This is a genomic window from Shewanella sp. SM69, from assembly GCF_025653985.1.
Lineage (GTDB): Bacteria > Pseudomonadota > Gammaproteobacteria > Enterobacterales > Shewanellaceae > Shewanella > Shewanella oncorhynchi.
In genome coordinates this window covers 95,709-120,177 of record NZ_JAKKRV010000006.1, presented here as the reverse complement: position 1 = coordinate 120,177, position 24,469 = coordinate 95,709, and the positions used below count along the sequence as shown (strand labels likewise).

The window sequence follows — 24,469 nt, the reverse complement described above, 5'->3', positions numbered from 1 at the left end:
TAAAATATTATTCATCTCTTCAGTTTAGTCTGCTAAGTTCCATCCGTTCATCAAATAAACAACCGCTGACGCAATCGTTATTGATATAAAAATCATGTAATTATTAAATTCATAAATTATGGGCGTCACTTCTAAATTTATTACTATAATTCTTCAATGATTTAATGTTTTGCCCCGTACTGCCGCTATACTAAAACAACGTTAGAGAGCTAACGGAATATAAAGGATATAGATTATGCGATCGACACTCAAAACGCGGCTGCTGTTTAGCAGTCTTTCCGCTGTACTGATCACTATTGCTGTACTCGTAAGTATCTCTAGTTATTTCATTAGAAATAATGCGTTAGAAAACACCCAACATGAAATTGACCAACTGGCGAATACCTTTTCATCCGGCATAGGTCAGTGGATGCAAGACAGAAAAATGGCCATTACGAGCCTAAAGCAAACCATTGAAGCCGAACCTAGTACCAACGTTACCCCTCATTTGTTGCAAGCGCATACTGCGGTTGACTTTGCCCTCACTTACTATGGTGACGAGCAAGGCAACATGTATCGCCAAGATCCGTCGCTGAATGCCGCAAATTATGATCCCCGCGTTCGCCCTTGGTATATGGATGCTAAAACGGCGGGTAAAATGATCATGACGGCGCCCTACGTCAGCGCCACATTGAAAAAACAAGTCGTAACTATAGCAGAACCTGTGATGAGCTCAGGCCAGCTCATAGGCGTAGCGGCTGCGAACTTAACCATAGATCAGTTAACAGATGCAGTGCAGCGCCTCCAAGTACCAGGCAAAGGTTACACTCTGATGGTCGATAATGCAGGGCTCATTATTAGTCATCCCAATAGCCAGCTAAATACTCAACAACTCACTAAAATCGATAGTAATTTTAGTAATAACTGGTTATCACAGCGCACTAATGCCAATACGATGGAAGAGCGAAACCTCGATGGTGCCACTAAGTTAGTCTATGTTGCGGCAATACCCTCAACAGACTGGGCGCTGATTTTCGTAATGGATAAGCAAGAAATCATGTCACAGGCAACCGATCTCGCTTGGTGGATGTCTGCCGTAGGTGTTGCACTATTGGTGCTGTTTGGTTTGATTTTAATCGCCATCTTTAAAATTCAATTCAAAGATCTCGAACGCGTTGCCCAAGCACTCAATGATATTGCCGAGGGCGATGGCGATCTCACTGTGCGCATTCATACTGCCAACAGTCACGATGAAATTGGTATGTTAGCTTCGGGTTTTAACCGCTTTGTAGAACGTCTACACGGTATGATTTCCCGCATGCACAAGATTGCGGGTCAATTGGAATATCAAGCCAAAGGAAGTAGTGCGTCGGCAACGGATAACAGTCAGCGCATTGAAGTACAGCAAGATGAAGTGACTATGGTTGCCACTGCGGTGACCGAAATGGCCAGCGCCACCGAGGAAATTGCCAGTAATGCGGAGCATACAGCGCAGACCGCTCAAAATGCGGTCGGACTTTCAAACCATGGCCATAAACAGGTAATGCAAAGCCAGCAATCTATCCGTAATTTAGCCAGTGAAGTCGAAACTGCAGGGCGAATTATCGGTGAACTGAACGAGCACTCACAAAAGATCAACAGCATTTTGTTGACCATTAGTGGCATCGCAGAGCAAACCAACTTACTTGCACTCAATGCAGCCATTGAGGCGGCACGTGCAGGAGAACAAGGTCGTGGCTTCGCTGTAGTTGCTGATGAGGTGCGTGTACTGTCACAACGTACGCATTCATCGACACAAGAAATTCAAGCGATGATCGAAACCCTACAACAAACCGCAGGCAAAGCCGTTAAGTCTATGACTCAAAGTCATGAAATGGCAGAAACCAGTGTGGCCGATGCTAATTCAGCCAGTGAAAGTCTGTTGCAAATCAGCAAAGCCATTAATGATATTTCAGATATGGCGAGCCAAATTGCCACTGCAGCCGAGGAGCAAACCTCAGTCACCAGCGAAATCAACCGTAATACAGAGTCGATTCGTGAAGTGTCAGAGAATCTCTCGATTGAGGCACAAACGTCTATGGTCCAAGCTCAAGAGCTCGCCCATTTAGCCGCATCATTGCAGCAGGAAGTTAATCGCTTCAAACTGTAATCAAAAGCCTTATTTTATATAAAGATTACATCAACAGTTCCATACAATAATGCCCGCAAGTGTCAGTGACATTTGCGGGCATTTCTTTACATATTATTTCTTCAAAGACTTACAATGGCTTACCTAAAACAAGCTTAAATGATCTTCATCGCTTTATTTTCAGGAATATTGGCCTCAGGCCGAAGCTCAGCATGTAAGTTTCTTAATCCTTGGTAACCCATTTCAATTCGATTTCCGCCATTCTTTTTAGCTTTATACATAGCAGTATCGGCACAGGAAATAAGCTGTTTCTCATCTTCACCGTGCTCTGGATACAGAGCAATACCGATACTCGGCAGAATATGGATCTGCTGTTCGGCAAGCTCGAAGGGTTGCTCGAATACTTGCAATATTTTTTGCGCAGCCAGCAGGGTATTATGTGCTGAATCGACTCGTTCAAGTAAGATGACAAACTCATCCCCCCCAAAACGCGCAACGGTATCTGAGCCCCTCACACAACTGACTATTCGCTGCGCTGTCACTTGCAGTAATAAATCGCCCACGCTATGACCAAAAGTATCGTTAACCCACTTAAATTTATCTAAGTCTAAATAAAGCAAAGAGAAATAACTTGATTCCCTATGGGCTCGAGATAGCGCCTTTTGAAATCTATCGTAAAAAAGCTCACGATTGGGTAACAAGGTTAACTGATCATAAAGTGCAATATGCTCTAATCGCGCGAGCATTTGTCGACGCTCAATTGCAAAGGCTATTTGCGTAGAAACAAACTCCAATAACTCACGGTCTTGGTGTGTATATGAAGCCGAAGTGGGCAAGCTATGCATAATCAAAGCGCCGATAACGCCTTTCTGTAGCTTCAGCGGCACACCCAGCCAACTTAAACTGCCATTACCCAAATCTTCACGAATCGCTTGGGGATAATCAGTTAAAGTCACGGGACACAGGAGTAAAGACTCAGCACTGCGGATCACTTGGTCAGTGAACACACTGAAACTTGCAATATCGATAAGTGAATCCTTGCCAGTAGCGGCTTTATAAGGAAAACTTAATTCATTTAAATCTTGATCGTACAATGCAATAGCAAAGTTTGCTGCAGGCAATAATTTAGCAATAATTTCATGAATTCGACGATATAGGGCTAGCAAGTCCTCAGCGACATGCACAGCCTCTGAAATCTCATATAAGGCTGCTTGTCTACGTTCGGCATTTTTGCTCTTAGAAATATCTCTAGCGACTGCGACACGTTGTTGATAAGCATCGGACCAACGTGCAGACCAAAGAATATCGACGATAACACCATCTTTACGCACATAACGGTTTTCAAAATCGACTTTAAAGCGACCTGCCATAATTTCATTGGCCGTTGCGAGAGTGCGTTCCCTATCCTCTGGAATGACAAGATCTAGCATCTGCATACCCATCATTTCTTCTGGGGTATAGCCAAAAATACGTTCTGCCCCTGCACTGACAAATTCAAACCTCCCCGCTTTATCGACGACACAAATAGCATCCAAGAGAAGGTCGATAAAATTGCTTAAGGAAGTGTAGCCATCATTATTCACGTAATTCTCCAATAAACGTCCGTCTTTGGCTAAGTCCTAAGTTTGATCATAAGCATAAAAATAATAATAACGCACTATTAGAGTAGGTTAATTTTCAATGTCATTCCAGAGTTGGCTAAGTTAAGTCCGACTTTTACAGAGTTAAATTCAAACAAAATCAAACACAATACTTAAGGCCATCGGTGGCACTATTTGACTCTGGACGACAGATATCGGCACAATGCCCTAAAATGTTGGTCAACATCAGGGCGCGGCTTTGGTACGCGCAAATCGCATTAAAGGAATTTATTTTTGGACCGATTGTGCTCTCCGTTACATCAACCCAACCATTTTCGCCTTGGGCTTGCCATGTGGTCGCACTCGAATTGGCAAGAAAGTGTGTATGGTCACGGAACTAAACAAGCGGAGCGACTCGCCCGTTACGCGACAATATTCAATACTGTCGAAGGGAACACCAGCTTCTACGCAACGCCTGCACAGCAAACGGTAATGAATTGGCACAGTGCCACGCCCGATAGCTTTCGTTTTACCTTCAAACTACCGCAAACCATCACTCACCAAAGATTATTGCAACACTGCGGCCAAGAATTGAAAGATTTTTTCCAGATAATGACACCATTAATCGATAAAACAGGGATCTGGAAAATTCAACTGCCCGCCCATTTCGGCCCAGAAAGCTTGCCTGCGTTAGCGCAATTTCTAGATCAAATCCCCCAAGGGTTAACCTATGGCGTCGAAGTCAGGCATGCTGCGTTTTTTGCTAAGGGAGATGCCGAGCGTGCGCTTAATCGATTACTCATCGATAAAAAAGTGAATCGCATCATCATGGACAGCAGGCCCTTGTTTGCACTGCCGCCCTGCAATGTCGCGATTATCGACGCTCACAAGAAAAAACCTCGAGTGCCAGTGCATGCGATTGCCACCGCCAATAATCCAGTGGTGCGCTTTATCGGCCAACCAGACGATGCCGTCGCACAACTCGCACAGCAAGGCGTTGCTGTTTTACCTAAGGATAACGATACCTTTTTTGATAATTGGCTCACCCAACTCCCGCAATGGCTCGCAGAAGGTCGAGAGCCCTATCTATTTATTCATACTCCCGACAATGAAGCCGCGCCTGAACTAGCCATCCGTCTCTATCAAAAATTGCGCAGCCAAATTGCAGCGCATATTCAACTCGCCGAGCTAAGACTACTTGATAAGAAACCTGAGGAGACAAGCACGCAGCTGGGACTTTCTTGGTAAAAAGGTCGCTAAGTAAAATGGACGTAAGAAGAAACCCACGGCAAACTCGCCGTGGGTATATACCCAAACAACCTGAAGATGCAGGATTCAGCGGGAATTTAACGCACTTTAGGCAAGGCCATTTATTGCTCCTGCATAAATGGCATTCACGCCATCCATGGCGATTGCGGTTATTTGCAGGCCTAGCGGGCTAAGTTAAAAATAACCAACGCAGCATAAAGTGCGTTAAAACCCGCCGGGACGGAGCGCCCAGGGCTCTCCACTTCCGTGTTGCATCAATTCAAAAGGTGGCCGACATTCTGTCATTAATGCGCCTTGAATTGAAGCACCCTGGGCGCTCTGAAACTCGTATCTTCAGGTAGCTTGGGTATAATGAAAAACAGCTTTAACTCGGGATAAATAAGTTATTCATTTGCTCAAAACCAAGGGAAATGGCTTTAGGTATTGAATCCTTATCAGCGGCAATAACCGCATCTTTTGACTCTCTCTGAAACGGTTTTGCCTTAATTGAATTTAACAAAATTGGATTAAGCAAAGTGCTATAGGCCTGTAAAAATGAAGCTGGGCCAGTGGAAAAACGCTGCACACCTGCGGCAAATAACTCGCCGATATCCATCTGCTCATTCAATAGCATAAAATTCAGTGGCATATCCACAGCGGCAGACAAGCGCTTAGCGGTCTCGACCTGATTCGCGCCAGGGATAAAGCCACCATCAGCACCCGCAGCCTGATATTGAGTTAACCTATCGATAGTCATAACAACAGCGGCCTCACCACTGGCTAAACCCAGTAAATACACATCAGTTCGCGCATTAATAAATAATCCTTGGCAACGAGGATGGGCGCGAATAGCTTTAATTTTTGCCACCATCTCAGCAACACTTGCACTGCCATCCTCAATATTAATTCCTGCTACGCCAAGCTCAGCGAGCTGCACAACAAAAGTAGCAACCTCATCGGGATCTTGGCTATAACCAGATTCAATATCTATCGTCACGGGCACTCGGCTCAGCCGTAGGATATTGTTCACTACGTCCAATAAAGCCGCTTTAGGTAGCGCTTGCCCATCGGGATAACCGAGCGACCAAGCCAATGCCGCGCTACTGGTCGCAATCGCACGGGCGCCCGATGCTTGGATGATGGCCGCACTGGCTGCATCCCAAGCGTTAGTTAATATCAGCGGCTCTGATTGTTGATGTAGTGCTTTGAAAAATGTTCTAGATTGCTCAGCCATCTTATGTCCTTGTTGGTGTTGAAGGCTCAACTCTAACAAGATGGCTTAGGTAATTATCGCGGGAAACGGCACTGAACCGAAAAGCCAAGCCCTCAAGGCTTGGCTATGTGAGCATTCAACTTGAGTATTCTTGGCTAACCCCAAAGTGCATTGGCAAGGATAAACACACTCGCGGAGAGCAACATAGTAATAGGTAGTGTCAGCAGCCAAGCAAGCATGATCTGCTTAATGGTTTGGATCTGAAGCCCTGAACGATTAGCCACCATAGTACCCGCTACAGCGGAAGACAAAATATGAGTTGTCGATACCGGCATCCCCGTCATACTGGCAATCCCAATAGAGACGGCAGCGGTGACCTGCGCGGCAATGCCCTGGCTGTAAGTCATACTCGATGAACCAATTTTTTCCCCCACGGTATATACAATCCGCCGCCACCCCACCAACGTGCCGCAACCCAGCGCAGTCGCAATGGCAATAATCACCCAAATGGGCGCATACTCAGTAGTTCTAGTGAGATCTTTTCGCCATTTAGCCAATGAACTCAAATCCTTAGCAGGAAGATCCAATTTAGCCACTTGGCGAGCAGTATCATCGATGCACAACAATAAACGTCGCACCTCGCGTCGCTCTTCTACATCCATATCTTTGTAAGTTGAGACTTTTGCTAAGCGACGGTCAAGCAACGACATCGCCGGTAATACATTGGCAGATGAGCAATGGGCCAGCATATATTCGGGAACGTTGACTAAGGCTTTAAAGTCGATAACATCCGCGATAACGGCTTGGTTACGGTCATAAATCGCCATAATGCGACGATTAGCATCTTGAGTTCTTTCTAAATCATAGGGTTGACTGCCCATGTCCAAGGCAAAATAAGCCGGTGCCATACAAATCAGCACTAGCATCACTAAACCTATCCCCTTCTGTCCATCGTTAGAACCATGGGCGAAACTCACCCCCATAGCAGAGATAATTAAACTCGCCCTTGCCCAAAATGGAGGGTGTTTTTTACCATTAATCTGCATCTGCTCATCTGGGGTACGGTGAATTTTATGTTTCTGCCAAACGTATTTCATGATGAGCAAAAAAATCCCTGCCATCACAAACCCTAAGGTTGGCGAAATAATCAAGGACAGCATGATCTGCGTTGCTTTAGAGACATTAATGCCCTGTAGGATAGGCTGATGATTTATCCAAGCGAACGCGCCACCCACGCCCATTATCGAACCAATCAAGGTATGGGAACTCGATGCCGGAATACCAAAATACCAAGTACCTAAGTTCCAGATAATTGCCGAAAATAGCAGGGAAAACACCATCAACAAGCCTTGGATTGAGTCCATACCGAGCAAGGAGTCTACGGGTAATAAATGCACTATCGCATAGGCCACCCCTAACCCCCCTAACAGCACACCCGCAAAATTAAATAGTGCGGAGGTAACGACCGCCAGATTTGCCGGCATTGCCTTGGTATAGATCACCGTCGCCACCGCATTTGCCGTGTCGTGGAAGCCATTAATAAATTCGTATGCCAGTACAAAAAGTACGGCAAGGACTAAACCCACCGACCACGCAAAGCCTAACGTTGTGAACATTTCAAACATAAAATACTTACCCATGGCGAGAACGCCCACAGATTACGCCCAAGTTTGGGGTCTTTTACAGTGAAAAATTGTTTAGATTGTCAAAAAGTGAATTAGCCCCCAATAACTCAGTAGCATGCTTGCAATTAACACTGGCTTGATTTTATTCAGCCAAATGAATATTTGTGCCGCGAAAAGGTGCAATATATTGATTCAATATTAAATAAGCCAACTAAAAATAGTGTTCATAACCATACGCCATAACAGGGTTATATCCCATGATCGCCTAACCGAAATCGCTGTGGCGTCATCCCAAAACGCTCCTTGAAGGCTTTGATATAGGATGAATCATTTTGATAACCAATTTGGTGGGCCACATTCTGTATTGATAGGTCAGTGGCCAATAAAGACAGCGAATAGATCAGCCGTAAATGTTGACGCCATAATACAAATGAAGAACCAAACTCCCTCACAAATAGCCTCGACAATGTTCGTTCCGATGCCCCAACCATCTCACCCCATTTCACTAAAGAGAAATCTAAAGCTGGCGTTTGGGTTAAATGCTCAAAAATCAATTTTAGGCGCCTATCTTGCGGTATCAGTAACTTGAAAGTCTGTCCTTCCGCACTATTAATTTGATCATATAACACCTCAAGCAAACGCAGTATTGGCGCCTGAACCATTGGTTCAACATTCGTTGGGGTATTAAAAGCACATTGTTTTCTGAGCGTTAACACTAACTCCCTTATAAAAACACTCATAGCGACGGGCTTAACCATGGCACCATAATCTCGACCATACATAGGATTCAAATAGACACCAATAAAGCAGGTATCTGTAATCGCAACAGACTCATGCATGACACCTGCAGGCACAAAAAGCGCTGTGGTATGGGGGACCAAAAAAAGTGCCTCATTTGCCTCTGTCTGTAACAGGCCTTGAAGCGGAAAAATAAGCTGATGCCAACAGTGCTGGTGTAAAACATCCACATAACCCTTCTGCATCTCAATCGTTTTGACAAAAGAAGGCATATTAGGCGCTTGCTCAATAATGGCGTTAATCGAATCGAGTTGGCGACTTAGCATCATTACTTGTCCATATAACGTTATTCAGCCAAATAAAAAGGATTGTAGCATAGCGTTATCCCATAAAAGACACAGGAAAACTCGATGCGCATTCATTGCATTATCCATGAAAGCTATGAAGGTCCAGGCTATTTTAGCGATTGGGCTGCAAGCAAAAACTACAGTATGAGCTTTAGCAGAATCTATCTAGATGAAGCTTTACCCAAAAATAGTGAGGGTTTTGATCTATTAATTATCCTCGGTGGCCCTCAGTCTCCCGCGACATGCCAAAACGATTGTCCATATTTTGATAGCCAAGCAGAACAAAGGTTTATCAGACAAGCTATCCAAAAAAATAAAGCTGTTGTGGGGGTTTGTCTTGGGGCACAGTTAATCGGAGAGGCATTAGGTGCCCGTTATCAAAAGAGTCCACATGCCGAGATTGGTTACTTTCCTATTGAACTGACTGCGGCAGGAAAAAGTGATATTAACCTTAAGACATTTTCGACCACTGAAGTGGTCGGCCACTGGCATAACGACATGCCTGGCCTCACTCCCGATTGCGAAGTGCTCGCCACAAGTGCAGCCTGCCCGCGGCAAATTGTACGTTACACAAATTTAGTTTTTGGATTTCAATGCCATCTTGAATTTATTAGTAGCCAATTAGCGCCATTAATTGCTCAAGAAAATGCTTTTTCTAGCATACAGAAAATGCCATATATTCAAAGCCCTGAATTCATACTGGGGCAATCAACGGCTAGGATGAATCAGTTACTGGGGCATTTTTTAGATAATCTAGTCCTAACCTATCAAGCCGTATAAAGTAAAAAGTGGCTCAAGCCAAAACAAAAACGCCAGCTAAGTTAGCTGGCGTTTTAGATTAATGAATCACGAATCGCTTATTGCAGATGACCTGCATTGTGCAATTCACGATCATCCTTTGCAGGCGGATTCCACTGATACATCCAAGTCTCAGACAATGGCTGACCATCGACCTCCAAATAGACTCTCAGGTTAATCGGCTCAGTACCGTCTCCAGGTGGCACTACGTCAAACATAGCGCGGTAACCATTAATCGAGGCTAAAGGACGGGCTGATTCAATTTCCACTTTGCCTTCAGATGCTGTGATCACGGCTTTAACTTGGGTGTCTTTACCTATCATAGGTAAAGTTCCGCCCGCGAAATCAACCACAAAACGCTTACTGTAGTATTTGCGTTTCTGGCCAACTACGCCGCCAATCCCGGTGAAGGTATCGACAACCCGAGCACGGGGTGATTGAACCGGTGGAATGCCACCCCAGTACATGTTGTAGCTGTACAGCAGCTCTTGACCAGGAACAATCGGCTCAGCAGGATTCCAGAAAGCCACTATGTTATCAAAGGTTTCATCCAGTGTTGGAATTTCAACCAACTGCACTGAACCTTTACCCCAACTGCTGGTTGGTTCAATCCATAGGCTTGGGCGTTTATCATAAAACACGCCGTCGTCCTGATAATGATCAAAGTTACGATCACGTTGCAGTAAACCAAAACCTTTTGGATTTTCATCGCTATAGGCGTTGAATCGCAGGTTTTCAGGGTTACCTAGCGGACGCCAAATCCATTCACCATTGCCCGTGTGCATGGCTAGACCATCGGTGTCATGGATTTCTGGACGCCAGTCATAACCGGTGCGGCGATCGTTCTCACCCACCATAAACATACTGGTCAGTGGCGCAACGCCTAAACGTTCAATCGCTTTACGTGGATAAACAGCCACATCCACCTTCATTTTTAAACGTTCACCCGGTTCGATATCAAAACGATAAGCACCCGTGACACTCGGAGAGTCTAGCAAGGCATACACAGTGGTGATATTCGATCCTGGTTTAGGTTTTTCTAACCAGAAATTGGTGAACATTGGAAACTCTTCGGGTTTTGGCAGTGCAGTATCAACCGCTAAGCCGCGAGCCGACAAACCGTACTGCATTTCTTGACCCACTGCGCGGAAATAACTAGCGCCAAGGAAGGCAACAATGTCACGCTGCCAATCGGTATTAAATTGCATACGGAAACCAGCAAAACCAAGATCCTTAGGCAACTGACTACCTTTGACCTTTGACTTGCCGTAATCGAACATTGAAGGTGAATATTCGATTAACTTAGCCTTACCCTCATTTAGCTCATAAATATGAATAGGGGTATCAAAAAACAGCCCAAGATGGAACAGTTCGGCACGAAACTCCGAATCTTGATCACGCCATAGTGCGGCTTTCTTCTTGAAGTGGAATTGTTGGTAATCATCCCAACTCATGCCCTGAAGGCTTTTAGGTAATTCGCCTTTATGACTCTCATAGGGTTGTGCAGCCATAGTACGGGCGTAACCCTTAAGCCAAGCGTAACTAAACTCTTCACCTTCTTGTGGTGACGCCTGCTTACCTGCCGCACATGCTGAAAGACTCAGCAATACGCTACAGGTTAACAATACGCCGCCAACCATACGCTGCAAACGGCCGCGACGAGAGGAAGATTGGGCTTCAATCGAGGGTAGTGTCGCCCTCGATTCTTGATAAACGTTTCTTTGTTCGGGAAATAAATTGGGTTGCATAAGCAGACTCTGAATTGGTGTAACTTCCTGACACTTCCCTGCAAATCTGAATCAATTGCAGCGATGGCCCTGTGGAGAACTGTTGATGACAGAGGTAACAATACAGCGATCAGCAACAATTCGCCAGAATCTAGCATACTTTCTGTCGAATGGAATATGGCATGCTAGCTATTTTCAATCTTGAGGCCTATTTATGAAAATATGATTAAAAAATTCCGTTATTAACTGAATTTACGCCCATAAAAACCTCACTGCCAGCAAGAAGGCCGTCGACTTAAGACCTGAAGATAAAGTGCACCTTCGGCATAGGTTAATTATCTGCTCAGCGTGTTAACTCGAAGAGATAATATCGCCAGCCCGCAAAATCGGTTTATGGCCTTAAAATCATACAAGTCGCAGTAGCAGTGGCGAGCAGTTTTCCATCCTGTGTTTTTAGCGTACCTTCCGAAAAACCTAAAGACTTAGATAAATTGATCACCTTGCCCTCAGCCACTAACACTTGATGTTTAGGCACAGGTCGAATCATTTTAATATTCAAATCGATAGTGCCGTAACCGACACCCGCTTCAAGCAAGGTATGCACGGCGCAACCTGTAACCGAATCCAGTACAGTCGCGGCAAAACCACCATGAACGCCGCCCAATGGGTTGAGGTGCTTATCATCGGCAGTCGCCTGGAATGTCACCGTTCCTTCGTCGGCTTGAACCAGCGACATTGGCATAGTGAGAGATATAGAAGGTGCGGGTAATTCACCCCTTGCCATTGCCTGTAAAATGGCTAAACCCGACATTTGCTGAATATTCATATTCCACCTAAATTGATGAGCGTCAAAGCACATGAATAAAAATGACCGCTTAACCACTTTGGATTAGGCGATCATTTAACTGAAAATCCACTTAAACGCTCGGTCTGCATTAACCCCTGCGGCGCCTAAATTGGGTCCATATACCACTAAAAAGACTAATAAATAAAAGCTCAGCGAAGATCGAATCTATCTAAGTTCATCACCTTAGTCCAAGCGTCGATAAAATCATCGACAAATCGCAGCTGTGCATCACTACTCGCGTACACTTCTGCGAGTGCACGCAGCTGCGAATTAGAGCCAAAGATCAAATCAACACGACTTGCAGTCCACTTTTGCTGGCCACTGACGCGATCAACACCCACAAACATATCCTCCGCTTTGGAAGTGGGTTTCCACGTCGTCCCCATATCAAGCAAGTTAACAAAAAAGTCATTGGTCAAAAACTCAGGACGCGCAGTCAAGACACCTGTTTTTGACTGATCAGAGTTCGTATCCAACACCCGCAGACCGCCAATAAGCACTGTCATTTCCGGCGCAGTTAAGGTCAGCAATTGCGCCCTATCGACCAATAACTCCTCCGCCGAAACAGAAAACGGAGTGGGATGATAATTTCTAAAGCCATCTGCGACAGGTTCAAGTACCGCAAAAGATTCCACATCAGTTTGTGCTTGCGTGGCATCCATACGACCCGGCGTAAATGGAATCGTCACTTCAACCCCCGCATTTCTAGCCGCTTGATCAATACCGACGCAACCTGCTAGCACAATCAAGTCAGCAAGGGAGATTTTCTTACCTCCTTGATTGAACTCAGACTGAATACTCTCAAGCACTTTGAGCACCTTAGCGAGCTGCTCAGGCTGATTTACTGGCCAATCTTTTTGCGGTGCGAGTCGAATTCGAGCACCGTTCGAACCACCGCGCATATCAGAACCGCGATAGGTAGATGCCGAGGCCCAAGCAGTGGCAACGACTTCTGAAATCGTTAATCCAGAACCAATAATCTTCAGTTTGAGATCAGTAACATCCTGCTCATTAACCAGGGGATGATCAACCGCAGGAATGGGGTCTTGCCAAAGAAACGTTTCTGCAGGCACTTCAGGACCCAAATAGCGCGTGCATGGCCCCATATCTCTGTGTGTCAGCTTGTACCAGGCTTTTGCAAATACATCGGCAAACTCATCGGGATTTTCAAAGAATCGACGTGATATTTTCTCGTAATCAGGGTCGAAGATCAGTGCAAGGTCGGTGGTCAACATGGTTGGCACATGACGTCTTGAAGCATCATGTGCATCGGGGATCACCCCTTTACCCGCGCCATTTTTAGGTATCCACTGATGGGCACCCGCTGGGCTCTTAGTCAGTTCCCATTCATATCCGAATAGATTTTCAAAAAAATTGTTACTCCATTGGGTTGGTGTTGAGGTCCAAGTCACTTCGAGGCCACTGGAAATAGTATCGCCACCTTTACCGCTTTTATAGCGACTCTGCCAACCTAGCCCTTGCTGCTCAATACCTGCGGCTTCTGGCTCAGGTCCGACTAATGCTGCGTCACCTGCACCATGGGTTTTACCAAAAGTATGACCACCTGCAATCAAGGCTACGGTTTCTTCATCATTCATCGCCATACGGGCAAAGGTTTCGCGGATATCAACGGCGGCAGCGAAAGGATCTGGGTCGCCATTGGGTCCCTCAGGGTTAACATAAATCAACCCCATTTGGACTGCGGCGAGGGGATCTTCAAGATCTCGCTCTCCCGAGTAACGCTTATCGTCTAACCATTTATTTTCCGCACCCCAGTAAATATCAGCTTCGGGTTCCCAAATATCGACTCGCCCACCAGCGAAACCTAAGGTTTTGAATCCCATAGATTCCAGCGCGACATTACCCGTGAGGATCATCAAATCGGCCCAAGAGATTTTATTGCCATATTTTTGTTTAATCGGCCAAAGGAGCCGACGTGCTTTATCGAGGTTTACGTTATCTGGCCAGCTGTTTAACGGTGCGAAACGTTGATTACCACTCCCCGCTCCGCCACGTCCATCACCGGTACGATAGGTGCCAGCACTGTGCCATGCCATACGAATAAATAGCGGCCCATAGTGGCCAAAATCTGCAGGCCACCAGTCCTGTGAATCCGTCATTAATGCGAGAAGATCTTGCTTTACAGCAGCTAAATTGAGGGATTTAAAGGCTTCAGCATAATTGAAGTCATCACCCAAAGGATTAGATAAGGAAGAGTGTTGGTGCAGAATATCGAGCCGGAGCTGTTTAGGCCACCAATCTCGATTCGAGGTGCCACCAGCAGAATGGTGCATAGGACATTTGTTCTCAGACATAACGTGCTCTCCTTCTGTTCGCAAAAAATATTCAAGTAAATAAAATCTAAATGACTTTTGCCGCAAGTTTGTACTGCTTAACGCTCTCTACCACAGACTAATCGTTTCAATAGAGAAATAAAAACCAGTCTAACGACCTTACCTTACCTCTAGATGAAACGCGATGAATCCGCTCATTAAAAAATATTCAGCAAAAATGACCCTTTCTAAAATAAGCTATTAAAGGATAGTAGAATGATACCAATCATAAAAAAACAAGGGCTGCAAAATGCAGCCCTTGATTTTTATTGGGTAAAACTATGGGATAATTGACTATTTAACTTCTGCCACAGGTTTGCGTCTATTGTGCGCAATGATCAGCGCAACTAAACAGATAACTCCGACAGCAATACCCACTGGCTGGCTCAAAGGTTGCGGTAAGCCTAAGCCAATACCCGCAGTCATAATATAAGACACAGTAACGCTGGTGCCGCCAATCGCTGGTAAGCTAACAATCCAATGGAAGGTCCCGCGATCGAACAAGTACTTAGTTGCTAACCACAATACACTGGTTGATAGCAGCATATTTGAGAAAGCAAAGTAACGCCAAATCAAAGAGAAATCGATCTTCGTCATAAAATACGCAATGGTCAGAATAGGCACAGCAACCAATAAACGATTACGCATACTTTGCGGAATATGGAAGGCATCGATAATCGTCAAACGCAGCGAACGAAATGCGGTATCGCCAGAGGTAATAGGGAAGATAGCCACGGCCACAATCGCCATAATACCGCCCGCAACACCTAAATACGTGGTTGCCACTTGGTTAACCACTAAACCTGGGCCACCTTGGTCGAGCAAACTCTTAAGCTCAACATAACCGCCAGGGAAAGCTGCAATACCCGCCGTTGCCCATACACAAGCAACGATACCTTCAGCAACCATAGCGCCATAATACACAGGGCGAACATACTTCTCATTCGTCAAGCAACGAGCCATGATAGGCGCTTGAGTTGAATGGAAACCGCTAATCGCACCACAGGTAATAGTCACAAATAACAGTGGCCAAACAGGTAGTCCATCAGGGTTTGGTTCGAGTAACTCATTGTTGTAATGGCTGTGGTCGAAATAGGCAAACACATCCCCCATTTCAGGTAACTGCGGCGCATTGATCATTAGAGCAACGGCGATAGAAACTGTCATGACTATCATCAACAAACCAAATGCGGGATATAATTTAGTGATGATTTTATCAATCGGCAGCATAGTCGCTAAAAAGTAATAGACTAAAATCACTAACACCCAGAAGGTATTATTGCCAAAGATGGTGTCTTTAAAATAATCGAGATTACTCAGCAAACCTGCGGGGCTCATGATGAAGACCACGCCCACAAAAAACAGCAGCATAGCCGTAAACAGCAACATCACGCCTTTAAAGTAAATATTAAAGTAGTGGCCCGCAATCTCTGGCAGACTCTTACCGTCTTCTTTAATACTGAGCACGCCAGAAAAATAATCATGTACTGCGCCGCCAATAATATTCCCCAGTACAATCCACACTAAGGCTATTGGGCCGTAAAGTGCACCGAGGATCGGGCCAAATATCGGCCCCACACCCGCGACATTGAGGAACTGGATCAGAAACGCTTTAGCCGGATGAACCGGAACGTAATCGACGCCATCTTCGAATCTCGCCTGTGGTGTTATCGCTTTAGGATCTATACCCGCTTGCCGCTCAACAAAGGGACTATAGAACTTGTATGCAAGCACTAAGAGTGCGATACAAATAAAGAAAATTAACATTATTTAATTATCCATACTTTAGTAGGAGGTGATTTAATGGAGAGTTTCATTGAGTTAGCGACTGAGGTCAAGCAACACACTATTAGACTAATGTCGGGTTGATTATCTGAAACAGCCGTACGAGTGGGTATAGATGAACAAACGCGTTTAAAAATAATCCCTATGAAGTATTTATGCACTCAGTAATACAACCAACTATTTTGATGTTTCTCAATTGCCTCTTCTTGAACTCCTCGCCCTAGGTATTCCTGCAAACCATCGCTATCGAAAATGAAATGAACACAGACAATATCGCATGTGACTGGCGGCGAGATGCTAGCAGCATAGACGAGTGTTTCGTGACATCCCAATATACAACCCCAAGTTAAAAACACTATCTACACTCACAAGCTAAACCCGCAATCTACACTACGATCGATAGCCACAACCTAAAGCTAACGTGCCACTTAATGATGCTCATCTAGCCCATTTTTAGGTTACTAACAGTTCAACTTTATCACTCATTATTTTTAGCTATTTTAGAAAACAAAAAACCAGCCAAATGGCTGGTTTTTTAGGGGGTATTCATCGTAGCGATGCTCAGGTCATACCTAAATCAATCACTGTAAACTTAAGCTATTGCGACTTACTAAAAGTCGAGTGGCTAAACTAATACAACAAAATGTACCAACGAAATACCTTGTTCGACTGCATTACGCCTGTGGGCGCATGGCAGGGAACAGGATCACGTCACGGATAGTATGAGTGTTAGTGAACAACATCACTAAACGGTCGATACCGATACCTTGACCTGCCGTGGGTGGCAAACCGTGTTCCAGTGCAGTGATATAGTCTGCATCGTAGAACATAGCTTCATCGTCACCTGCATCTTTCGCGTCAACCTGTGCTTTAAAGCGGTTGTCTTGATCTTCAGCATCGTTCAGCTCGCTAAAGCCGTTAGCCACTTCGCGGCCACCGATGAAGAATTCGAAACGGTCAGTGATAAAATGGTTGTCATCATTACGACGTGCCAATGGTGAAATATCCGCTGGGTAGCCAGTGATGAACGTTGGTTGCATCAATTGCCATTCAGCAGTTTCACCGAAGATTTCTTCAAGTAGCTGACCACAAGTCCAGAACTTCTCAATCTTCATGCCTAAGCTTTTCGCTAAATCGCGCATGAATTCAACATCTTTCACTTGCTCATAGGTCATAGCTTGGATAGTGGCGTTATCAGGATTGTACTTCTGAATCGCTTCTAACATGCTTAAACGTGCGTATGGGCCACCGAAATCGACTGTGTGCTCACCGTATGGCATTTGCGCACTGCCAAGCAGTTCGATAGCAATCGAGCTGAGCATTTCTTCGGTAAGGTCCATCAGATCTTTGTAGTCAGCATAAGCCATATAGAATTCCATCATAGTGAATTCTGGGTTATGACGTGGCGACAGACCTTCGTTACGGAAGTTACGGTTGATTTCGAACACACGCTCAAAACCACCGACCACTAAACGCTTCAGATATAATTCTGGCGCGATACGCAGATACATTGGCATGTCTAAGGCGTTGTGATGGGTGATAAAAGGACGCGCCGAAGCACCACCTGGGATCACGTGCATCATAGGGGTTTCAACTTCCATGAACTCTTTTTTGATCATGAAGTTACGAATTGCAGAAACCACTTTAGAACGCATGATGAAGGCATTGCGTGAATCTTCGTTAACGATGAGATCCACGTAACGTTGACGGTAGCGCATTTCTTGATCGGCTAGACCATAATAGTCCGCAGGCAATGGACGCAGCGCCTTGGTCAGTAGCTCGTACTGTTCCATGTTGACGTATAAGTCGCCTTTGCCAGACAAATGCAGCTGACCGGTTACACCTATGATGTCACCGATATCCAGACCTTGAAAACGCTCTTTCAAATCAGCTTGTACGCTTTTTTCAGCGTAAGCTTGAATACGGCCAGACACGTCTTGGATCACTAAGAAAGGACCACGCTTTGCCATGATGCGGCCAGCGATGCTAGTCTTAAAACCTAAGGCTTCGAGTTCTTCTTTAGTGTTTTGACCATACTGTGCTTGTAATTCAGCCGCTTTATGGGTGCGACGGAAGGTATTTGGATGGGCATTAGCACTACAGTTTGGGCGAATGCTTTCTAGCTTGGCACGGCGCTCGGCGATCAGTTTGTTCTCATCAATTACTTGTTCAGTCATCTTATTTCTCGTCTATACCTTGAATTAATTACAGCCCAGATTTCAAACTGGCTTCGATAAACTTATCCAGATCGCCATCGAGTACCGCTTGAGTATTGCGGGTTTCAACGCCTGTGCGTAAGTCTTTAATGCGGGCATCGTCTAATACATAAGAGCGAATTTGACTGCCCCAGCCGATATCAGACTTAGCGTCTTCTGCGGCCTGTTTGTCGGCATTTTGCTTGAGCATTTCTAACTCAAACAGTTTTGCTTTCAGCTGCTTCATCGCAGCATCTTTATTTTTATGCTGTGAACGGTCGTTCTGGCACTGCACGACGGTATTCGTCGGTAAGTGGGTAATACGAATCGCCGATTCCGTTTTGTTAACGTGCTGACCACCCGCGCCAGATGCGCGATAAGTGTCAATACGCAGATCCGATGGGTTGATATCAATCGTGATATCGTCATCGATTTCTGGATAAACGAACACAGAGCAGAATGACGTATGACGACGACCCGATGAATCGAATGGCGACTTACGTACTAAACGGTGCACGCCAGTCTCAGTGCGTAACCAACCGAACGCATATTCGCCAGTAAACTTAATGGTCGCGCCTTTAATACCGGCCACGTCACCATCGGTCACTTCCATCAACTCAGGGCTAAAGCCATGGGCTTCGCCCCAACGTAGGTACATACGCAGCACCATGTTGGCCCAATCTTGGGCTTCGGTACCACCACTACCAGACTGAATGTCTAAATAACAGTTTGACGCATCTTGCGGGCCGGAGAACATACGACGGAATTCAAGATCGGCAAGGCGGCTTTCGAGATAATCCAGCTCTTTACTGGTTTCATTGAAGGTATCTTCGTCTTCCTCTTCAATAGCCAGCTCGAGTAAGCCTTCAACATCTTCAAGACCTGAGTCCATATCGTCTATGGTTTTGACCACAGCTTCTAGGCTGGCACGCTCTTTGCCTAAGGCTTGGGCGCGCTCTGGGTCGTTCCACACTTCTGAACTTTCAAGCTCACGAGTAACTTCTTCTAGACGCTCATTTTTGGCATCGTAGTCAAAGATACCCCCTAAGAAGCTCCGTGCGCTCGGCAAGCTCCTTAATTTTGAATTTTACTGGATTAACTTCAAACATGAGTTTTCAACTTTCTTTATTTGGCCGCTTTAATTGATCTTCCACTAAAAGGGGCGGTGATTAACAGTATTTGCAACCGCGCATTTTAACCTAACCAGACTGGTAAACCTAGGGGTGCACTGTTCATTAAATGGGATAACAAGGATTATTTTCCAAGCTAAAAGATCACAGCACTAAAGCCGAGACTAACAAAAAGCAATGAGTTAAGACTGTGATCTTACTTAAATTTAGCCAAGAATTTAGCCAAGATAGTGCTATGCGCGAGGCCAATGGCTGACACACAAGCGCTCTCCTGCCTAAAAAATCCCCATAATATCAAAGGAAACACAACTAAAAAGGCCTGATAACGCCAACCCCATCACGACTAAATCAGAACAAACATTCACCAGCGCACAATCTGGGCGGGTTTGTGATTCAAGCTGCAATTTTGCAGCAAACTTCACTCGCCCATAAGCGTCTTCTAAAGCTGTCTAGGTATACTCGAAACAACCTAAGCCTGCAGCCCCGCGCTATAGCAGCTAAGCACCCTACATATAAAAAGGCCATGGGATGATAGAACTTCGAATTGATGACCAAGTGTTGTCGGTTAATCCGACCGATAACCTACTGCAAGTGGCGCATGCTGCTGGCATAGCAATACCCAGCTTATGTGATCCCAGCGCAGCCTCGCAGCAATTAGGCGTTCACGAGCATGCAGACAAGCAAGCCTGCAATTTGTGTGTCGTCCAGATTGAGAATTCTGACGCCAGTTTGCGCTGCGTACGCGCCTGTGAAACGTCCGCCACAGTCGGCATGCGAGTCATAACTCAGTCTGAATTCTTAAGTCAAAAACGCAAACAATCGCTGACTGAGATCTTGAGCGATCATTTTGCCGATTGTGAAGCCCCCTGCCAACAAGCATGCCCCGCGGGCGTCGATGTGCAGAGTTACCTGTATCACATAGCCCAAGGCAACCATACTGAAGCCGTTAAAGTCATTAAACAAACTTTGCCGCTGCCACTCTCCATTGGCCGTGTCTGCCCTGCTTTTTGTGAAGCACAATGTCGCCGCGGGCTGGTCGATGAGCCCATTGCCATACGTCAATTAAAACGCCACGCCGCCGATCTCGACTTAGCTGATGGCGAAAATGGGGGCATGAGTTATGTGCCGCCACGCCAAACCGACACGGGCAAAAAAGTCGCGATTATCGGTGCGGGTCCAGCAGGGTTAAGTGCCGGATATTACTTATCAAACCAAGGCCATAGCGTTGAGATATTCGAATCTATGCCACAGGCGGGTGGCTGGCTGCGCTATGGCATTCCTGAATATCGCTTACCTAAGGCGATACTAGACAAGGAGATCGCACTCCTGTGCCGCAATGGCTTAACCATATACACAGAAACACGTCTCGGCCATGAGATACATTTAAATCAATTAGTTGAAGATTTCGATGCCGTTTGTCTCGCCATTGGCGCCCAAAAAGCCGTACCTATGGATTATCCCGGCAGCACACTTGCGGGCTGCTACTTAGGTGTCGATTACTTAAAAGATCATTGTCTCGACAAGACACTCGTACTGGGCAAAAAAGTCGCTGTCATTGGTGGTGGCAATACCGCTATTGATTGCGCCCGCACAGCGGTGCGTGAAGGCTGTGATGTCACCTTAATTTACCGTCGTACCCGCGCAGAAATGCCCGCCGAAGCTTACGAAGTACACGAGGCCGAAGTCGAAGGGGTGAAGTTTCATTTTTTAACCAATCCGCTTGAAAACCATAGCGATGCGCAAGGTAGAGTCCATTCAGTCACCTTCGCTAAGATGGCACTCGGCGAAGCCGATGCCTCTGGCAGACGTGCTCCCGTTGATACCGGTGAAACCTTTACCCAGGATTTTGATACTGTAATAGCCGCAGTATCGCAAACTCCCGACCTGAGTTTCATGCAAGATCCCGCGAGTCCTTTAAGCCAAGGCACACTTGCCCTCAGCCGCTGGAATACCTTCATTGGCTGCGAGCACACTATGTCGTCCGGGGTTGAAAAGCTCTTTGTGGTGGGCGATGCGCGCCGCGGTCCTGCCACCGCAGTTGCCGCCATAGGTGATGGCCATAAAGCCGCAATCGCCATAGATAAATTGCTCAAACAAGGCCTAAGCTGTGAGCTGCATGCCACTGAATTTAATTCATCAAAAGCAGTCGGTAACACAATAAAACAAGGCTTGCCAACTACCGAACTCTACCCCTATGTCGCACGTAAAGCCCGTTTAACCATGCCCGAATTGAACGCGGTGCAGCGTTTACTCAATTACGGCGAAGTCGAGCTGGGCTTTGCCCCCGATACCGCCATGCAAGAAGCCGCGCGCTGCCTTGAATGCGCCTGCCAAGCTAATACGGATTGTAAATTAAGGGACTATGCGACTGACTACCATGTCGAGCCTAAGTCACTCAGCACTCAAAGCGCGCGCAAGTTTTCGGTCGATAAATCGAGTCCGTTCATTCAATTTGATGCAAATCGTTGTATTAGCTGTGGTAAGTGCGTCGATGTGTGCCAGTTGCAGAGTGGCCATTGTGCGATTCAATTTGCCCATGATTCTTATCAAGCGCTGCCGCAAGACATAAGTGAAACCGCCACGCGCCGAGCACCGAGAGTCGGCTTTAACGCCAGCATGGCCGACAGCAAATGTGTGCAATGCGGCAACTGTGTGCAGGTTTGCCCAACGGGTGCACTCGTCGATGCGCGGGATAAACGCCAAGGCGATGAAATGCCACTCAAAACCGCATCAACGATTTGTACCTATTGCGGCGTAGGCTGTCGGCTTGACCTTAAAATCGATACCAGCACGAATCAGATCCGTCATATCGAGGGCAATAAAGAGTCTGTGGTAAACCAAGGCATGTTGTGTGTGAAAGGCCGGTTTGGTTTCGATTTTATTCACAGTGAAAAACGCCTCATCACGCCACTCATTCGTAAAAATGGCCAGCTCACGCCAAGTAGTTGGCCTGAAGCCATCGCCTATGTGGCCGAACATTTACAGCAAATAAAACAGCAACATGGCAGCAATGCACTGGCAAGCTTGGCTTCGGCAAAAGCCACCAATGAAGAAAACTTCCTCCTGCAAAAATTTGTCAGAAGCATACTCGGCACCAATAACATCGACCATTGCGCCCGTCTGTGCCATTCATCCACAGTCACTGGGCTACAGCAAAGTATCGGCAGTGGTGCCATGACCAATGACATTCCGAGCATTCAAGCATCGGATGTGATTTTTATCATAGGCTCAGACACCAGCAGTGCTCACCCGATCATCGCCTCGAAAATTAAGCAAGCCGTCGCTTTGCATGGCGCGAGACTAATGGTGGCCGACCCTAAACGTGTTGCCATTGCCGACAGTGCACAGCTTTATGTCGCCCACAGACCCGGCACTGACGTCATGCTACTCAATGCGATTATGGCGGAAATTATCCGCAACGACTGGCAGGATAAAAGCTATATTGCCGCGCACACCGAAGGCGTGGATGCTCTCTATGCTGAACTCAAAAAAGTAGATTACAGCCTAGAAAACGCAGCCTTGATAACAGGTGTTAAAGCCGAAGATATCGCCCGCATCGCCCAAACCATAGGAACGGCCGACAAAACCGCAGTCTACTATGCCATGGGCATTACCCAGCACACGACGGGACACGACAATGTCACCGCCATATCTAATCTACAACTTCTATGCGGCAATATTGGGGTTGAAGGTGCGGGGATTAACCCGCTGCGGGGACAAAGTAATGTGCAAGGTGCCTGTGATATGGGCGCACTGCCTAACTTCTTCAGTGGTTACCAAAAAGTCACCGACATTCACGCCAGAATGCGTTTCGAGGCACATTGGCAAACGCCGTTATCGGGAGAAATTGGCGTAACCGCCACCCATATGATGCATGATATTTCCAAAGGGAAAATCAAGGCGTTGTATGTGATGGGCGAAAACCCCGTATTAAGCGACCCAGATCAAGCCCATGTGCTTAGGGCGCTTAATGCAATCGACTTTTTAGTGGTGCAGGACATCTTCCTCACCGAAACCGCCGAGCTTGCCGATGTGGTTCTGCCCGCCGCAGCCTTTGTCGAAAAACGCGGTCATTTCACTAATACTGAACGACGAGTGCAGCGACTCGAACAAGCCCTGCTACCGCCAGGTGAAGCCCTGCCCGATTGGCAAATTGTCCAAGCCATTGCCAATGCGATGGGTGCCGCTTGGGATTACCCTAATGAAGAAGCGATTTGGCAGGAAATCAATGAGCTGACACCACAATATCGCGGCATTACTTGGCAACGATTAAGCACTGGAGTTGACGGTAAAATTCCCCAAGGTATTCAATGGCCTTGCCCAGATGAAACCCATCCGGGAACGCCCATCATGCACCAAGGTCAATTCACCCGCGGCTTAGGTAAGTTTACGCCAGTGAGTTATCGCTTACCCGCAGAAATGCCCTGCAGTGAGTACCCGCTCACTCTGTCGACCGGACGTTTACTGGAACAGTTCCACACAGGCACCTTAACCCGTAAAACGGCTGGACTCGACTTACTCGGCTCGCCTAAGGTAATGATTTCAGTCTATGACGCCGAGCAACTCGGCATAGGCAATGGCGATAAAATCAAACTTACTACCCGTCGCGGCGAAATTGAAATCGACGCTTTTGTGACGAAAAGAGCCCAAGCTGGCGTACTATTCCTGCCCTTCCACTTTGTGGAAGCTGCGGCGAATAAACTCACCATCAATGCACTCGATCCTGTCGCTTTTATCCCAGAATATAAGGTCTGCTCGGTAAGGGTTGAGCGGGTTGCCGAGAAAATTGATTAGAA

At 46.3% G+C, this 24,469-nt stretch carries 14 protein-coding genes; 4 read left to right on the top strand and 10 right to left on the bottom strand.

Going from position 1 to position 24,469, the window contains the following annotated elements; genetic code table 11:
- Positions 1-235: 235 nt before the first annotated feature.
- Positions 236-2,128 carry a methyl-accepting chemotaxis protein gene (locus L5M37_RS10365; RefSeq protein WP_263200388.1) on the top strand — a complete coding sequence of 631 codons (1,893 nt, stop codon included), beginning with the start codon at positions 236-238 and terminating at the stop codon, positions 2,126-2,128.
- Between the two features lie 134 nt (positions 2,129-2,262).
- Here the strand turns inward: L5M37_RS10365 and L5M37_RS10360 are convergent, their stop codons facing one another.
- Positions 2,263-3,690 carry a GGDEF domain-containing protein gene (locus L5M37_RS10360; protein ID WP_263200387.1) on the bottom strand — a complete coding sequence of 476 codons (1,428 nt, stop codon included), beginning with the start codon at positions 3,688-3,690 and terminating at the stop codon, positions 2,263-2,265.
- Between the two features lie 291 nt (positions 3,691-3,981).
- Here L5M37_RS10360 and L5M37_RS10355 point away from each other — a divergent pair, with 291 nt between their 5' ends.
- Positions 3,982-4,935: a DUF72 domain-containing protein gene (locus L5M37_RS10355; RefSeq protein ID WP_263200386.1), complete on the top strand. Its 954-nt coding sequence runs from the start codon at positions 3,982-3,984 to the stop codon at positions 4,933-4,935.
- Positions 4,936-5,320: 385 nt separating this feature from the next.
- Here the strand turns inward: L5M37_RS10355 and L5M37_RS10350 are convergent, their stop codons facing one another.
- The 3 genes from L5M37_RS10350 to L5M37_RS10340 form a co-directional block, all read right to left on the bottom strand.
- Positions 5,321-6,169: an isocitrate lyase/phosphoenolpyruvate mutase family protein gene (locus tag L5M37_RS10350; RefSeq protein ID WP_263200385.1), complete on the bottom strand. Its 849-nt coding sequence runs from the start codon at positions 6,167-6,169 to the stop codon at positions 5,321-5,323.
- A 134-nt stretch (positions 6,170-6,303) separates the two neighbouring features.
- The gene (locus L5M37_RS10345) at positions 6,304-7,773 is read right to left on the bottom strand and encodes an inorganic phosphate transporter (RefSeq protein ID WP_105252986.1); all 1,470 of its coding nucleotides are present in this window, start codon (positions 7,771-7,773) and stop codon (positions 6,304-6,306) included.
- Between the two features lie 248 nt (positions 7,774-8,021).
- Positions 8,022-8,837, bottom strand: a complete 816-nt coding sequence (locus tag L5M37_RS10340; RefSeq protein WP_317630091.1) for a helix-turn-helix transcriptional regulator — start codon at positions 8,835-8,837, stop codon at positions 8,022-8,024.
- 84 nt (positions 8,838-8,921) lie between these two features.
- Between L5M37_RS10340 and L5M37_RS10335 the strand changes: the two genes are divergently transcribed.
- Entirely contained in the window at positions 8,922-9,638 is a 717-nt protein-coding gene (locus L5M37_RS10335) for a type 1 glutamine amidotransferase (RefSeq protein WP_263200380.1), read from the top strand.
- Positions 9,639-9,715: 77 nt separating this feature from the next.
- Here L5M37_RS10335 and L5M37_RS10330 read toward each other — a convergent pair whose 3' ends face one another.
- From L5M37_RS10330 to prfB, 6 genes are all read right to left on the bottom strand, one after another.
- Positions 9,716-11,404, bottom strand: coding sequence for a glucan biosynthesis protein (locus L5M37_RS10330; RefSeq protein ID WP_113939843.1), 1,689 nt, complete (start codon positions 11,402-11,404; stop codon positions 9,716-9,718).
- A gap of 370 nt (positions 11,405-11,774) precedes the next feature.
- The gene (locus L5M37_RS10325; protein ID WP_263200378.1) at positions 11,775-12,209 is read right to left on the bottom strand and encodes a PaaI family thioesterase; all 435 of its coding nucleotides are present in this window, start codon (positions 12,207-12,209) and stop codon (positions 11,775-11,777) included.
- Positions 12,210-12,379: 170 nt separating this feature from the next.
- A complete protein-coding gene (gene katG / locus L5M37_RS10320; RefSeq protein ID WP_263200376.1) occupies positions 12,380-14,545 on the bottom strand; it encodes a catalase/peroxidase HPI in 2,166 nt (721 codons plus the stop codon).
- Positions 14,546-14,857: 312 nt separating this feature from the next.
- Positions 14,858-16,330 (bottom strand): carbon starvation protein A, encoded by a 1,473-nt coding sequence (locus L5M37_RS10315; protein WP_105250058.1) that lies wholly within the window; start codon positions 16,328-16,330, stop codon positions 14,858-14,860.
- Between the two features lie 692 nt (positions 16,331-17,022).
- A complete protein-coding gene (gene lysS / locus L5M37_RS10310) occupies positions 17,023-18,525 on the bottom strand; it encodes a lysine--tRNA ligase (protein ID WP_006080389.1) in 1,503 nt (500 codons plus the stop codon).
- 28 nt (positions 18,526-18,553) lie between these two features.
- A protein-coding gene (gene prfB, locus L5M37_RS10305) for a peptide chain release factor 2 (RefSeq protein ID WP_168824900.1) occupies positions 18,554-19,652 on the bottom strand; the annotation gives its coding sequence in 2 pieces (ribosomal slippage) (positions 18,554-19,576 and positions 19,578-19,652; 1,098 coding nt in all).
- Positions 19,653-20,201: 549 nt separating this feature from the next.
- Between prfB and fdhF the strand changes: the two genes are divergently transcribed.
- Positions 20,202-24,467 (top strand): formate dehydrogenase subunit alpha, encoded by a 4,266-nt coding sequence (gene fdhF, locus L5M37_RS10300; RefSeq protein WP_263200374.1) that lies wholly within the window; start codon positions 20,202-20,204, stop codon positions 24,465-24,467.
- The last annotated feature ends 2 nt before the right edge of the window (positions 24,468-24,469 follow it).

Excerpts from the sequence above, each read along its gene's own strand:
- L5M37_RS10365 (WP_263200388.1), top strand. The coding sequence starts at position 236 with ATGCGATCGACACTCAAAACGCGGCTGCTGTTTAGCAGTCTTTCCGCT.
- fdhF (WP_263200374.1), top strand. The coding sequence starts at position 20,202 with ATGATAGAACTTCGAATTGATGACCAAGTGTTGTCGGTTAATCCGACC.
- katG (WP_263200376.1), bottom strand. The coding sequence starts at position 14,545 with ATGTCTGAGAACAAATGTCCTATGCACCATTCTGCTGGTGGCACCTCG.
- L5M37_RS10325 (WP_263200378.1), bottom strand. The coding sequence starts at position 12,209 with ATGAATATTCAGCAAATGTCGGGTTTAGCCATTTTACAGGCAATGGCA.
- L5M37_RS10315 (WP_105250058.1), bottom strand. The coding sequence starts at position 16,330 with ATGTTAATTTTCTTTATTTGTATCGCACTCTTAGTGCTTGCATACAAG.
- L5M37_RS10345 (WP_105252986.1), bottom strand. The coding sequence starts at position 7,773 with ATGTTTGAAATGTTCACAACGTTAGGCTTTGCGTGGTCGGTGGGTTTA.
- L5M37_RS10340 (WP_317630091.1), bottom strand. The coding sequence starts at position 8,837 with ATGCTAAGTCGCCAACTCGATTCGATTAACGCCATTATTGAGCAAGCG.
- L5M37_RS10330 (WP_113939843.1), bottom strand. The coding sequence starts at position 11,404 with ATGCAACCCAATTTATTTCCCGAACAAAGAAACGTTTATCAAGAATCG.
- L5M37_RS10350 (WP_263200385.1), bottom strand. The coding sequence starts at position 6,169 with ATGGCTGAGCAATCTAGAACATTTTTCAAAGCACTACATCAACAATCA.
- L5M37_RS10335 (WP_263200380.1), top strand. The coding sequence starts at position 8,922 with ATGCGCATTCATTGCATTATCCATGAAAGCTATGAAGGTCCAGGCTAT.
- lysS (WP_006080389.1), bottom strand. The coding sequence starts at position 18,525 with ATGACTGAACAAGTAATTGATGAGAACAAACTGATCGCCGAGCGCCGT.